Origin of the sequence: Kribbella shirazensis (assembly GCF_011761605.1) — a bacterium.
Classification (GTDB): domain Bacteria; phylum Actinomycetota; class Actinomycetes; order Propionibacteriales; family Kribbellaceae; genus Kribbella; species Kribbella shirazensis.
On record NZ_JAASRO010000001.1, the window covers coordinates 1,994,954 to 2,008,797 of the forward strand.

The 13,844-nt window shown below is 69.6% G+C and carries 10 protein-coding genes; 6 read left to right on the plus strand and 4 right to left on the minus strand.

Annotation, left to right across the window (positions count from 1 at the left end; all coding sequences use genetic code 11):
- Positions 1–321: 321 nt before the first annotated feature.
- The gene (locus BJY22_RS09800) at positions 322–912 is read right to left on the minus strand and encodes a DJ-1/PfpI family protein (RefSeq protein WP_167205469.1); all 591 of its coding nucleotides are present in this window, start codon (positions 910–912) and stop codon (positions 322–324) included.
- 72 nt (positions 913–984) lie between these two features.
- On the opposite strand from BJY22_RS09800, the gene BJY22_RS09805 reads away from it, so the two are divergent.
- Positions 985–1,905, plus strand: coding sequence for a GlxA family transcriptional regulator (locus BJY22_RS09805; RefSeq protein WP_167205470.1), 921 nt, complete (start codon positions 985–987; stop codon positions 1,903–1,905).
- 21 nt (positions 1,906–1,926) lie between these two features.
- Here BJY22_RS09805 and BJY22_RS09810 read toward each other — a convergent pair whose 3' ends face one another.
- Positions 1,927–3,012, minus strand: a complete 1,086-nt coding sequence (locus BJY22_RS09810; protein WP_238350330.1) for an aldose epimerase family protein — start codon at positions 3,010–3,012, stop codon at positions 1,927–1,929.
- A gap of 164 nt (positions 3,013–3,176) precedes the next feature.
- Here BJY22_RS09810 and BJY22_RS09815 point away from each other — a divergent pair, with 164 nt between their 5' ends.
- From BJY22_RS09815 to BJY22_RS09825, 3 genes are read left to right on the plus strand one after another with little or no spacing between them, the layout of a single operon-like run.
- A complete protein-coding gene (locus BJY22_RS09815; RefSeq protein ID WP_202891051.1) occupies positions 3,177–3,776 on the plus strand; it encodes a cysteine hydrolase family protein in 600 nt (199 codons plus the stop codon).
- 4 nt (positions 3,777–3,780) lie between these two features.
- Positions 3,781–4,698 (plus strand): GlxA family transcriptional regulator, encoded by a 918-nt coding sequence (locus BJY22_RS09820; RefSeq protein WP_167205472.1) that lies wholly within the window; start codon positions 3,781–3,783, stop codon positions 4,696–4,698.
- 39 nt (positions 4,699–4,737) lie between these two features.
- The gene (locus BJY22_RS09825; RefSeq protein ID WP_167205474.1) at positions 4,738–4,947 is read left to right on the plus strand and encodes a hypothetical protein; all 210 of its coding nucleotides are present in this window, start codon (positions 4,738–4,740) and stop codon (positions 4,945–4,947) included.
- Between the two features lie 28 nt (positions 4,948–4,975).
- Here BJY22_RS09825 and BJY22_RS09830 read toward each other — a convergent pair whose 3' ends face one another.
- Entirely contained in the window at positions 4,976–8,086 is a 3,111-nt protein-coding gene (locus tag BJY22_RS09830; protein ID WP_337758442.1) for a glycoside hydrolase family 3 N-terminal domain-containing protein, read from the minus strand.
- A 151-nt stretch (positions 8,087–8,237) separates the two neighbouring features.
- On the minus strand, positions 8,238–8,909 hold the full coding sequence (locus tag BJY22_RS09835; protein WP_167205478.1) for a hypothetical protein: 672 nt from the start codon (positions 8,907–8,909) through the stop codon (positions 8,238–8,240).
- A 147-nt stretch (positions 8,910–9,056) separates the two neighbouring features.
- Between BJY22_RS09835 and BJY22_RS09840 the strand changes: the two genes are divergently transcribed.
- Positions 9,057–10,019 carry an LLM class F420-dependent oxidoreductase gene (locus tag BJY22_RS09840; protein ID WP_167205480.1) on the plus strand — a complete coding sequence of 321 codons (963 nt, stop codon included), beginning with the start codon at positions 9,057–9,059 and terminating at the stop codon, positions 10,017–10,019.
- A 115-nt stretch (positions 10,020–10,134) separates the two neighbouring features.
- Positions 10,135–13,815: a S8 family serine peptidase gene (locus tag BJY22_RS09845; protein WP_337758443.1), complete on the plus strand. Its 3,681-nt coding sequence runs from the start codon at positions 10,135–10,137 to the stop codon at positions 13,813–13,815.
- Positions 13,816–13,844 lie beyond the last annotated feature (29 nt).

A 13,844-nucleotide genomic window follows, 5' to 3' on the forward strand; every position in this document is an offset into this window, starting at 1 on the left:
AACCTGCGAATTCCAACACCTCACAGGTCCGGCCTCGCGATCCCGACTTCCATCGACGAGTTGTACGTCGCCTTCGGCGCATTTCACGATGCCGCCGACCAGTGCGCCTCGCCGTACCGCTCGAGCAAATTCTCGCTGGCGACGAGACGGAGGAAAACCTGCTCCGGTCACCGGCAACCGCTGTACGGAACAACCTCGCGCAGTACTCAAAGGCAGGAACCTGTCACCGTCACCTTGAACATTGTTTGTTGACGGAGCAGGAAGTTCTCCCGGCTCGTTTCGATTTCGCGGCGACCCCGCACTGAGTAAGACGGTCGGGGCTCAGCTGCGTTGCCAGACGGTGCCCTGGCGGTCGCGGCCGATCCATTGTTCGAGGGCGACGACCTCGGCGGCGGCGCCCAGTTCGCGGACCAGGAGGTGGCAGGCGAGGTCCACGCCGGCGAACCAGCCGGAGCCGCAGGTGACCAGGTCGCCGTCGTCGACGACCCGGGCGTCGATCACCTCTGCCCAGGGCTTCAGTCGTTCGTAGTCGGCGCGGTGGGTGGTGGCCGGGCGGCCGCCGATCAGCCCGGCGGCGCCGAGCAGCAGGGCGCCGGAGTCGATCCCGGCGAGGACCAGGTTGTTGCCCCCGGCCCGTTTCGCCTCGGCGAGCTGCCGGGGGATCACGCCGCGCTCGATCTCCTCGAGGATCCAGCCGCCGGAGACCGCCAGCACCCGGGCGGTCTCCGGCGACCACGGCTCCAGGCCGGTGTACTTCGTCCCGTAGCAGCCGGTCACCTCGGTCGCTCCGTCGGCGGTGACCAGCCGCGGATCGACCGCCAGCCCGCGACGTTGCGCGTTGGCGAACACGGCGTACGTCGCCACCGCGTCGACCTCGGCCACCCCTTCGTACATCAGCACGTCGATCCGCATGGCAGTCAGTCTGGGCGTCCAGCGACTGTCGGAGGGAGTGGCTGGAAAGACATCATCAGCTAGATTCGCGCCATGCACACGGTCGCGGTCCTGGCACTCGAAGGCACCATCGGTCTGGAGCTCGCCGGGGCGTGCCACGTCTTCGCCGCGGCCGGGGACCGATACGACGTCCGCGTCTGCGGTGCACCCGGTACGACGTTGATGGCCCACGACCGACCGATCCTCACCGCCGCGGCGCCGTACCCGCTGGACGAGGCGCTGCGGGCGGACACCGTGATCGTCGCGGCCGCGTTCGAGCCTGCCGACGAGGCCGTGCGGCTCCTGCGTGAGGTGCATCGGCGCGGGATTCGGATCGCCTCGATCTGCACCGGGGCGTTCCTGCTCGCCGCAGCCGGCGTACTGGACGGCCGGCGGGCCGCGACGCACTGGGCGCACGCGGACGAGCTGGCCCGGCGGTACCCGGAGGTCGAGGTGGTGACCGACGCGCTGTACCTCGACGACGGCGACGTTCTGACGTCCGCCGGTGTGACCGCGGGTCTCGACCTGTGTCTCCATCTCGTGCGCCGCGATCACGGGTCGGCGGTCGCGGCCGAGGTGGCGCGGCGGTTGGTGATGGCGCCGCACCGCGACGGCGGTCAGGCGCAGTTCGTCGCCGCCCCCGTTGTCGCTGGCAACGATTCGCTGGAGCCGGTGATGCGCTGGATGCGCCACCACCTGGCCGAACCGCTGACGCTCCGGGCGATCGCGGCGGAGGCGTCGACGAGCCCGCGCACCCTGAACCGGCAGTTCCGCGCGCAGACCGGCACGACGCCGCTGCAGTGGCTGATCCGCCAGCGGCTGGCCCGCGCGCAGGAGCTACTCGAGACGAGCGAGCTGTCCGTCGGGCAGATCGCCACCGCGGCGGGTTTCACGACGCCGGTGCTGCTGCGGCAGCACTTCACCAAGGCGTTCGCGACGACGCCGACGGCGTACCGCCGTACCTTCAGATCCTGAGGGTACGGCGAGACCCGCGCGCTACTTCGTGCCGAAGGAGTAGACGGTCGTCGACTCGTAGGTCTCGCCCGGGCGCAGGACCGTCGAGGGGAATTTGGCGTGGTTGGGGGAGTCCGGGAAGTGCTGCGTCTCGAAGGCGAACGCGTCGCCCTGGCGGTAGGCCTTGTCGCCGATGCCGAGGAACGTGCCGTCGAGGAAGTTGCCGCTGTAGAACTGCACGCCGGGCTGGTCGGTGCGAACCTCCACCGTACGGCCGTGCTCCGGCTCCCAGAACCGGCCCGCGAGCCGCAGGCCGTCGCTGTCCGGCGTCCCGCCGATGACGAAGTTGTGGTCGTACCCGCAGCCGAAGATCAGCTGCTCGTGGTCGCCGCGGAGCCGGTCGCCGATCGCGGTCGGCCGGCTGAAGTCGAACGGCGTACCCGCGACCGGGGCGATCTCGCCGGTCGGGATCAGCGTCGCGTCGACCGGCGTGTACTTCGGTGCGTTGAGCTCGAGCACGTGGTCGTAGATCGTGCCGTTGCCCTCGCCGAGCAGGTTGAAGTACACGTGGTTGGTCAGGTTCACGATGGTCGGCTTGCCCGCGACGGTCGCGTGGTAGTCGATCCGCAGGTTGTCGCGCCGGTCCAGCGTGTACGTGACGGTGCTGGTGAGCTCACCGGGAAAGCCCATCTCGCCGTCCGGGCTGACATAGGTGAAGGCGACGCCGACGGCCTGGTCGTTCTGCACGACCTCGGCCGCCCAGACCTTCTTGTCGAAGCCGAGGGTGCCGCCGTGCAGCGCGTTCTCCCCGTTGTTGACCGGGATCTGGTACGTCGTCCCGTCCAGGGTGAACCGGCCCTTCGCGATCCGGTTGCCGTAGCGGCCGATCGTGGAGCCGAAGTACGGACTGAGCTCGGCGTAGTCCGGCAGGTTGTCGAAGCCGAGGCTGATGTTCGTGGTCCGGCCGCGGCGGTCCGGCGTCTCGACGCGCTGGATGGTGGCGCCCCAGGTCAGCATCGAGATCGTCACCCGGCCGTTCGTGAACGTGTACACGTCCACCTGCTGTCCGTCCGGCGTCGTGCCGAACTCGGCCTTCTTGATCTCGAGCTTGCCGTGGTGTGCGCGCATGCCGGCCAATCTATCCGGCGTACCAGCGGCCGAACCGGCCTGGGTAGCGGCGTCTGCGGTACTGGTGAGAGCGCCCGCGGCGGCGGCACCGGTGACCAGATCGGTCCGGTCCGGGGCCCGATCGGGCCTTCAGTGGTACGCCGACCACGGGCCAGGATGAGGGCATGAGCCGAACCGCACTGATCGTGATAGACGTCCAGGAATCGTTCCGCGTCCGCCCGAACTGGCAGCTGGTGAACCACCCCGACATCGCGGAACGGGTAGACCGTCTGGTCCGTGCGGCCCGGGACAAGGGCGACCTCGTCGTCTGGGTGCTGCACACCGAACCGGGCACCGGCGGCGCGTTCGATCCGGCCGAGGGGCAGGTCCGGCTGATCGACGGACTCGAGCCGTTGCCGGGTGAGCCGGTCGTCACGAAGACGTCGCACAATGCCTTCACCACAACGAATCTGCAGCAGCTCCTGACCCAGCACGGCGTCGGCGAGATCGTTGTCTGCGGCATCCGTACCGAGCAGTGCTGCGAGACCACCGCACGGGTCGGCTCCGACCTCGGGTACGACGTCGTGTTCGTCACCGAGGCGACCGCGACGATGGCGCTGGCGCACTGGTCGATCCGCGACGAGGCGAGCGTCGAGGAGATCCTCGCGGACCCGCGGACCCTCACCGCGGAGCAGGTCGCCGAGCGCACGGAGTACGCGCTGGCCGGCCGCTTCGCCACCATCCGGACGCTCGACGAACTCACCGGCGTACCTGTGTCATCCTGACCGGATGCGCCCTACCCGCGTGGTGTTCGTATTGGTGCCGAAGCTGCATCTGCTGGACCTGGCCGGCCCGGCGCAGGTGTTCACGACCGCCGACGACTTCGGGTACGGGTACGAGGTGTCGTATGTGGCCGAATCCGAGGAGATCACGACCGCTCAGGGCGTCCCGTTGCGGGCGCGACCGGAGTGGCCGCAGCTCGATCCCGGTGACCTGATCGTCGTACCGGGATGGCGGTCGCCGCGGCTGTCACCGGAGCCGCCGATCGGGCCGGAGTTCCGGCGCCGGTTGCGTGAGCATCATGCGGCCGGCGGGTCGGTCGCGAGTGTCTGCTCCGGCGCCGACGCCCTCGGCTGGGCGGGACTGCTCGACGGTCGCCGGTTCACGACCCATCACGACCTGACCGAGGAGCTCGCCGCCCGTTACCCGGGGGCGACGATCGTGCGGGACGTGCTGTACGTCGAGGACGATCGCGTCATCACCTCGGCCGGAATCGCGAGCGGTATCGACCTGGCGCTGCACCTGGTCGCGGTCGGCCGCGGGGCGGAGGCGGCGGCCCGGGTCGCGCGGGAGATGGTCGTCTACGCCCGGCGCAACGGCGACGAACTGCAGGAGTCGGCCATGCTCCGGCACCGCGGTCACCTCAGCGATCTCGCGCATCGCGTGCAGGACGTGATCGACGCCCGGTACGCCGACAAGCTGCCGCTGGCGGACCTGGCCGCGCAGGTCGGCGTCAGCGAACGCACGCTCACGCGCATCTTCACCAGCGCCACCGGCCTGACACCCCTGCGCTACCAGCAACTCCTCCGCCTCGAGCGGGCCGAACATCTCATCGGCCACGGCACCACCGTCGAGTCCGCCGCCCGGACCGTCGGCTTCGAGGACGCCCGCATGCTCCGCCGCCTCCGCGGCCGCACCTCTGTCTAGACCGGAACAACTTTTCCGGCGACTAGGGTCTCGGCGCGGATGGCGCGCGGGTTCACCGACGAGATGGACGCCTACGGCGCGCAGTACGTGAGCCGGTATCCGAACGCGGCGACCGCGCGGGCGGCGTACAACTCGATCATCGCGACGCCTGACGCAGGTGATCCGCTGGTTCGACAAGCGCGCCCGGCGGGCGGCGGTGAAGCTCACCCGCTGAGCTTCGCCGTGGGGTGTGATGGTCGGGGCGGATGAGGGGTCACCGCCCCGGCCATCACTGGTACTACCTCGTTGTCGCAGTCAGCTTGGCGACCGCAATGCTGAGCTGACCGGTCAGGAGGGCGTGGTCGGCGTCGGAGATGAGCTTCGAGGCCGGCTCGTTCAGGTTCTGCCCGACGTGGTTCTGTGCGATCCAGCGCGCCACGCCGACGACCGCGTCGTCCTCGGCGAAGGTGTCCGCCTTGGTGCGCTCGAGGAACGTGGCGGACTGTGCGGCCGCGGCCAGCGCAATTGTTGCCTGCGGCCCCGACCAGTCCTGGACCCGGAGAGCGACGCTCGCCGCGACTCCGGCAGCGACGGCGTACGGATCGTGCTTGCGCAGCAGGCTGTTGCGCGCCTCGGTCAACGCCTGCCGGGCGGCCGCCTGGGTGGTGAGGCCCCAACCGAACGGATACTGCGGATCGTAGGACGCGTCGCCGACGTTCAACGGCTGCTGCTCCTGTGTGCGCGGCCAGCTGACCGGCAACCGGCCGCTGAACGGCACCTTGCCGAACAGCACATCGGCGACGCCGGCGCCTTCGGTCCCCGGCAGCCAGGACGCCACGAGCGCATTGATCTTGCCGAGCTGATCCGTGATCACCTGCGGCCGGCCTGACACGATCAGCACGACGCACTTCATCGCGCCGCACACCTTGTCCACGGCGGCCTTGTCCGCGACCGAAAGCAGCAGGTCGTGACCGTTGCCGACGTCCCCGATTCCTTCGGCGTACGGGCGCTCACCGACCACGACGACGCCGACGTCGTGACCGTCCAGCGGTGCGGACGCGTCGGCACTGTACGTCGCCGTCGGCGCCACCTGCCTGATCCCGTCGAGGATCGTCGTTCCGGTGGTCGTCGTACCTGATCCGCCTTGCCAGCTGATGCTCCAGCCGCCCATCTGGTTGCCCAGATCGTTCGCGTTGCTGCCCGCGACGTACAGCTTGGACGTCGGTGCCAGCGGCAACAAGTTGCTCTCGTTCTTCAGCAGGACCTGGGACTTCGCCGCCGCAGCCCGCCCGACGGCACGGTGTTCCGCCGTTCCGATCGAGGCGCTGTTGGACGTGTCGGCGTACGGGTGCTCGAACAGTCCCAGCTTGAACTTCTCGGTCAGGATCCGGCGGACCGCGTCGTCGATCCGCGCCGCCGGGATCCGGCCGGCGGCGATCTCCTCGGTCAGGCCGCGGGTGAAGTCCTGGTAGTTCGTCGGCACCATGATCATGTCCAGGCCGGCGTTGATCGACGTGCGGATGTCGCTCGCGTAGTCGCCGGGCAGCTGGTCGATCGCCTGCCAGTCGCTGATCACGAACCCGTCGAAGCCCATCCGCTGCTTCAGGACGCCGTTGATCAGCTCGCCGTTGCCGTGCATCTTGACCGGAGCGCCGCCGTCGACCGACAGGCTCGAGTACGACGGCATCACGGTGCCGACGCCCAGCTCCACGGCGGTCCCGAACGGCGCGAGGTGGATCGTCTCGAGCTGCTGCCGGCTGACCTCCGTGACGCCCTGGTCGATCGTGTACGAGCCGGTCGTCGAGCTGCCGTACGTCGTACCGCCGTCGCCGACGAAGTGCTTCGCGGTGGCCAGGACGCGGTCGTTGCGCGCGAGCTGACTGCCGTTCGGCTTGCCCTGCAGCCCGGTGATCACGGTCGCCATCGACTGCACGAGGGCCGGATCCTCGCCGTACGCCTCGTACGTGCGGCCCCAGCGGTCGTCGCGGACCACGCAGACGCACGGCGCGAAGTCCCACGGGATGCCGGTCGCGCGGACCTCGGTCGCGGTCACCTCGCCGGTCCGGCGGGCCAGTTCCGGATCGCGGGTCGCACCGATGGCGATGTTGTGCGGCAGGATCGTCGCGCCGACCACGTTGTTGTGGCCGTGCACCGCGTCGACGCCGTAGATCAACGGGATCTGCAGGCGGGTCGCCTGCGCGTTCAGCTGGAAGGTGTCGATCATCGCGGCCCAGGCGGCCGGGGTGTTCGGGGCCGGGACCGAGCCGCCGCCGGACAGCAGCGAGCCGAGAGCGTAGGACGCGATGTCCGCGCGGGACCGGAGCGCGTTCCGTTCCGCCTGGGTCATCTGTCCGACCTTTTCCGAAACCGTCATCCGGGCGAGCAGGTCGGCGACCCGGTGCTTGATCGGGAGTTTCGGGTTCAGGTACGGCAGGTCGTGTGCGTCGATCACCACGACCGGCTGGGCGGCGGGCGGCTTCGCGCCGGTGACCGTGAGCTCGAGCGGAACGGTTTCCGCAACTTCCGCGGAACGGTCTTTCCGGGTCGTGACGGAAACTGCCTGCGTCGTTCCGGAAACTGTTCCGGCGGGGAACGTGATCGTTCCGGAAACCGGGGTGTAGTCGGCGGAACCTGCCGTACCCGTTCCGGTCCGGTACTCGACGGTGACCGGCTCCTCGAGCGGCGTGCCGCCAGTGGTCCCGACCGTCACCTTCACCTGCGCGGTGCCGCCCTCCTTGACCGGATAGACGTCCGCGTCGGTGACCACGCTGTTCTTCAGCGCCGGGTCGGCCTTGCCGTACACCTCGACCTGATCGATCGCGAACTCACCCGGCGACCCGGCCGGCATGGTGAACGCGTAGCCCCACATCTGGGTCAGGTTCAGGATGTGGTCGATCCCGCCGACGGGCTGGTAGTCGCCGCGGTACACCAACTGGCTGAACGGGATCTCGACCAGGTGCCAGCCCTCCCAGTCGTCGGTGAAGCTGGTGTTCCACAGCTCCGATGCCTCGGCGTGCGCACCGCCGTCCTTGATCTCGAAGAAGATCCGCTTCCCTGAGCCGGGAGGCAGCGGGGCGGTGTTCTGCCCGTACCACCAGAAGCGGATCCCCTTGTACGCCGACCAGTCGCCCGGGTTCACGTCGTACGTCACGTTGTGGGTGAAACCGCCCCAGCCGCTGATGCCGTACGTCCCGTGCAGGACCTTCTCACCGGCGGGTGCGTCCGCCCGCGTCTGCAACTCCAGCGCCGGCGGATCGTCGGCGTCGCTGCCCCAGGTGAAGATCCCAGGATTCGGCGGCGACGCGAACGGCTCACCACCCTCGAAGGCCGCGAGCGTCACCGGCGCCGGATCGTCGGCCGCCGCCGACGTCGTCACCAGCAGCCCGGCCACCAGAGCCGCCACAGCCACCACAGCCGTCCGCGCCCTCCCACGACCCGACCTGCGAGAACCAGACCACTTGAGCATGCGAGCCTCCCCGGAACACCACCACCGACGGCCCGACTCTCAGCCCTCCCCGAACCCCGGTCAAGACCTCACCGGTTCCGGAACTAGAGCGCTCTCACGCCGGGACGGGGATCGGGTGCATGTGGGGGCGGGGGCCGGGGTGGTGGGTGGAGCGGACTAGGTCTGGGGTGGGGATGAGGGTGGTGCCGATGGGGGTGGTGCGGTGGGTGGCGACCCAGTTGATGAGGGGTGATGGGTCGGCGATGTCGGTGGTGAAGTGCAGGAGGTTGAGGTACCAGATGTCGCGGCGTTCGGGTTCGAACCAGGCGTCGGGGCCCAGTTCGGTGGTGAGGTGGTCGCTGAAGGCGTCGGCGGCTGCGTCCAGGGGCTCGGCGCAGGCCATCACGCTGCCGGGCGTGAGGGTGAGTCCGGTGACGCGGAAGCCGACCGGCCAGGTGCTGCGGGCGGTCGCACGCTGCAGGGCGGACAGGTAGCGGGCGACGGCCGGGTCGTCGGGCGGGATGTTCTCGCGACGCGGCTCCAGCGCGCGGACGGTCAGGTGTGCCGCCCCGAGCCGCCCGGTCTGCCAGTGCCCCGGTCCCGCCAGCTCCGCCGCCTCCTGCGTCAGCGCGTCCAACGTGTGCGCCAGCGTGCTGTCCGGCGAAGGTCGCAGTACGACGGAAATCGGCCAGCGGCCGCCCTCGCGAGGGAGTTCGTCGCGCTGGTGCGTGCCGTTCGCGATCCGCGGTACCGCCGCGGCGAACAGGTGGTCGAACTTCGTGGTCAACGGATCCTCCTCCGGCCCGGTACGACGCGGCGGCACCGCGGATGGTTCGTGACGCGGCACATTAAGAAGCCGCAGTGGTCCGATTGAGAACGAATTCAGTACTCGTATTCATGGACCGAAGCGCCGGTCGGCGGAAAGGATGGCAGCATGACTACACGTTTCGGGGTCTTCGTACCGCAGGGCTGGAAGATGGATCTGGCGCAGATCGCCGATCCGATCGAGCAGTGGGAGGCGATGACGGCGGTCGCCCAGCGGGCCGACGAGCAGTCGTGGGACTCGATCTGGCTGTTCGACCACTTCCACACGGTGCCGGAGCCGAGTGACAACACCACCTTCGAGTGCTGGAGCGCGACCGCGGCGCTCGCCCGCGACACCAAGCGCGTGAACATCGGCCAGATGGTCGGCTGCAACGGGTACCGCAACCCGTCGCTGTACGCCAAGATCGCGTCCACCGTCGACGTCGCCAGCCACGGCCGGCTGTACGCCGGGATCGGCGCCGGCTGGTACGAGCACGAGTGGAAGGCGTACGGCTACGAGTGGACCGAGGTACCGGAGCGGATGGCCGCGTTCCGGGAGGCGACCGAGATCATCTACAAGATGTGGACCGAGGACAAGCCGGTCTACAACGGCAAGTACTACTCGATCGACGCCCCGATCAACGAGCCGAAGGGCGTCCGCAAGCCGCACCCGAGCTTCTGGATCGGCGGCGGCGGCCCGAAGGTGACGCTGAAGCTGGTCGCCCAGTACGCCGACGCCGCGAACATCGGCGGCGGCAAGCCGGAGCTGTTCAAGGAGAAGGCCGACATCCTCCGCGGGCACTGCCAGAAGCTCGGTCGCGACTACGACGAGATCATCAAGTCGACGAACTTCAACGTGTTCCCGATCGACAAGGGCGACGACCCGCAGAAGGCGACCGAGAAGGCCAAGGGCCCGATCAAGCGCGACCACTTCGACCGCGACAACATCATCGGCACCGAGGACGAGATCGCGGACCGGGTCGAGGCGGTGCTCGAGGCCGGCGCCGACTACGTGATCTTCTACGTCCCGGGCGTCGCCTACGACCTGGACCTGCTGGAGCGCGTCGAGTCGATCGCGAAGCGGTTCGCCTGACCAGAACTGGTCATGGCGGATGTAGGTCAGCGGTAACGGTGGACCGGGGCTGACGGCAACTGTCAGGCTCTCGGCGACGGCCTCGCGTGGGTCGGGGCGTCGGGAGGTTCCCCCCGTGATTTCTCGATTGTCCCGGACCGCGGCAGGCCTGCTCGCCGCGGTGGTCGCCGGCTCCCTGCTGACGACCACCGCGGCGAACGCCGGACCGCTGGACCAGCCGGCGGGTCCGGCTGGTCCCGCTGCCGCCGGTCCGACGCCCGGTGCGAGCAGCAAACGGATCACGCTCGTCACCGGCGACGTCGCCGAGCTCACCACGAGCTCCAACGGCCAGGTGTCGGCCCGGCTGCTCAGCGACGAGCCGTACTACTTCGGCACGTTCGACGGCGACCTGACCCTGGTCCCGGCCGACGCGTACCCGCTGCTGTCCGCGGGCCGCCTCGACAAGCGCCTCTTCAACCTGACCGACCTCGCGGCCCAGGGGTACGACGACGCGAGCAGCGACCGCCTGCCGCTGCTCCTGACGGCGCCACCGACACTTCGCAGCGCACCGAGTACGCCGGCTGTGACTCCCCCCGGCGCGACGTACCGCCGTACCCTCGCCAGCGTCGGGAGCACCGCGGTCAGTGTGCAGAAGACCGACGCGAAGACGTTCTGGGACGGCGTCAGCGGCCCGACGACGTTCAAGACGAGCCAGGTCTCCAAGATCTGGCTCGACGGCCGTACGCGCGCCACCCTCGACCGGTCCACGAAGCAGATCGGCGCGCCGGCCGCGTGGAGGCAGGGGTACGACGGTCACGGCGTCAAGGTCGCCGTACTCGACACCGGGTACGACGCCGGTCACCCCGACCTCGCCAAGCAGGTCGTCGCGTCCGAGAGCTTCGTCCCCGACCAGGCCGTCCAGGACCTGCACGGCCACGGCACGCACACCGCGTCGATCGTCGCAGGCGTCGGTACGGCGTCCGACGGCCAGCGGAAGGGTGTAGCGCCGGGCGCGGAACTGCTGATCGGCAAGGTGCTCGACAACAACGGCGGCGGTCTCGACTCCGAGGCGATCGCCGGGATGGAGTGGGCCGTCCAGCAGGGCGCGAAGGTGGTCAACATGAGCCTCGGCGGCTGGCCGTCCGACGGCACCGACCCGATGAGCCAGGCCGTCGACCGGCTGTCGAAGTCCAGCGGCGCGCTGTTCGTGATCGCGGCCGGCAACTCCGGCGCCGAGGAAACCGTCGGATCTCCGGGCTCCGCGTCCGAAGCGCTGACCGTCGGCGCGATCGACCGGGACAACACCCTGGCGAGCTTCTCCAGCCGCGGTCCGCGGGTCGGCGACGGAGCGCTGAAGCCGGAGGTGACCGCGCCGGGCGTCGAGATCGCCGCGGCACGTGCCGCCGGCACCGAGCAGGGCCAGGTCCTCGGCCAGTACTACACCGCGATGAGCGGCACGTCGATGGCGACGCCGCACGTCGCCGGTGCCGCCGCGATCCTCGCGCAACGGCACCCGGACTGGACCGGCCGGCAACTGAAGGCCGCGCTGGCCGCGACGGCCGTTCCGTCCGCGGGCACCCGCACCGACCAGCAGGGCCTCGGCCGGATCGACATCCCGAACGCCCTGGACCCGAAGGTCCTGCCGGACGCCGCCAACCTGTTCTTCGGCGACCTGTCCTGGACCGGGACGGACGCACCGGCGCCGGTCACCCGGACGGTGGCCTACCGCAACAACTCGAACCGCCCGGTGACGTTGACGCTGTCGGTCGACGCGCAGTCGGCCGCGCAGGTGAAGGCGGCGCTCGCGGTGAGCCCGTCGAGCCTGACCATCCCGGCCGGGGGTACGGCGTCCGCGACCGTCACCCTCGACCGGGCGAAGACCCAGCCGGGCAACTACACCGGCGTACTGACGGCCCGCGCCGGCACCACGGCGTACCGGACCGGACTCGGGTTCGCGCTCAGCGGGCGGCTCAACCAGGTGACCGTGAAGGCGATCGGCCGCGACGGGCAGCCCGCCACCAGGAATGCGAGCGGCGTGCAGCTGTGGAACCAGGACACCGGCGACGTCCGGGCGATCGCTTTCGACCAGACCGGCAGCCGGACGCTCGACGTACCGAACGGGCGGTACAGCGTGATGGCGTACGCCGTCGGCAGTGACGAGGCGGGCTGGTCGGATTCGGTCACGCTGCTCGGCGATCCGGACGAGTGGATCGGCAGCGACAGGACGTTCACGTTCGACGCCCGGACCGCGCACAAGGTGACGATCACGACGCCGCGGCCGGCGGATGCGCAGAGCATCGGGATCGCCTGGCACCGCAAGGCCGGGGACCGGGACGCGGTGTCCGGCTGGTCCTACAACGGCACGGTCGCCGACAACGTCTACGTGCAGAACTTCGGAAAGGTTGCCAACGGCACCTTCCAGGTCGTGCAGCGCTGGGATCTCGCGCAACCGAAACTGACCGTCGATGTGAACGGCGTCCGGCTGCCCACGTTCCGCGAGGGCTCGCAGCGGACCGTGTACGTCGGGAACGAGAAGCTTCCGCTCCACAACGGCGGCGACGGTACCGCGGCCGAGCTCACCGGCGCCAAGGACACCGCCACGCTGATCCGGTGGGGAGGGTTCAGCAAGACCACTGCGCAGGTCAAGGCAGCGAAGGAGGCCGGGGCGAAGGTGGTGTTCCTCTACAACGAGGCGCCTGGTTTCTGGTCGACCTCCACCGAGCAGGGCGTTCCCCTGTACCTGCTGCGATCCGAGCAGGGCAAGCAGTTGCTGGACGAGCTGGCCAAGGGCCCGGTGTCCCTGCAGCTGAAGGGTCTCCTCGACAGCACCTACCGGTACGACGTCGCGCTCGGACCGTCGGTCGTGACGGGTGACCTGACGTACGACGTCGCGAAGATGCGCCCGGCCGTGGTGACGACCGACTTCCGGCGCAACGACGCGTTCTGGCTGCACCGCGACCAGCGGGTCGCGCACCTGCCGGGCATCACCACCGGCCTGACGTCGTCACGGTTGATCGCCGGCGCGGTGAAGCGGACCGACTACCTGGTCAGCGACGTCAAGGGCGTCATGTGGGACGAGAAGACGTCCGCGGGCGAGTGGAACGAGAGCGGGCACGAGTCCACGATCAGCAGGTCGTACCGTCCGGGGGAGCAGGTCTCTCGCGGGTGGTGGGAGCCGCTGATGCGTCCCGCCGTACCGGGGCTGTCGGCGGCGTCGAGCGATGAGGCGCAGGGCTGGCCGCCGGCGCGGTTCGAGAACGCGTTGCGGTTCGCGATTCCGCAGTACGTGAGCGGGGACCGGACCGTGTTCGGCTGGGGCGATCGCGGCGACGTGACGAGCATGAAGCTGAGCAGCAACGGTGTCGAGCTGGGGAGCAAGAACTGGTCGGTCGCGCAGTTCGCGGTCCCGGAGCGCGCGGCCTGGTACGACCTGACGCTGGATCAGCAGCGCGGACCGAAGAGCTGGGCGAAGACGTCCACGTCGACGCACACCGTGTGGCACTTCCTGTCGGTGCCCTCGAAGAGCCGCGCCGTACTGCCGCTTGTCCAGGTCGACTACAAGCACAGCGTCGGCCGGCTCGAGCTCACGCCGAGCTATCAGCCGGGCGTGCGCGGCCAGGGATTCTTCCGGACCACGGCCGAGATCTCGTACGACGGGCAGACCTGGACGAAGCTGTCCTTGCGAGGGATCGGCGGGACCGTGCGGGCGCAGCTGCCACCTGCTCCGGCCGGCTCGTACGCGAGTGTGCGGGTGACCGCGACGGACCTGCTCGGCAACAGCATCAGCCAGACCATCAACCGCGCCTGGCAGAACTGAGCGGCGCTGTTCCGAACTGACCGCAGAAG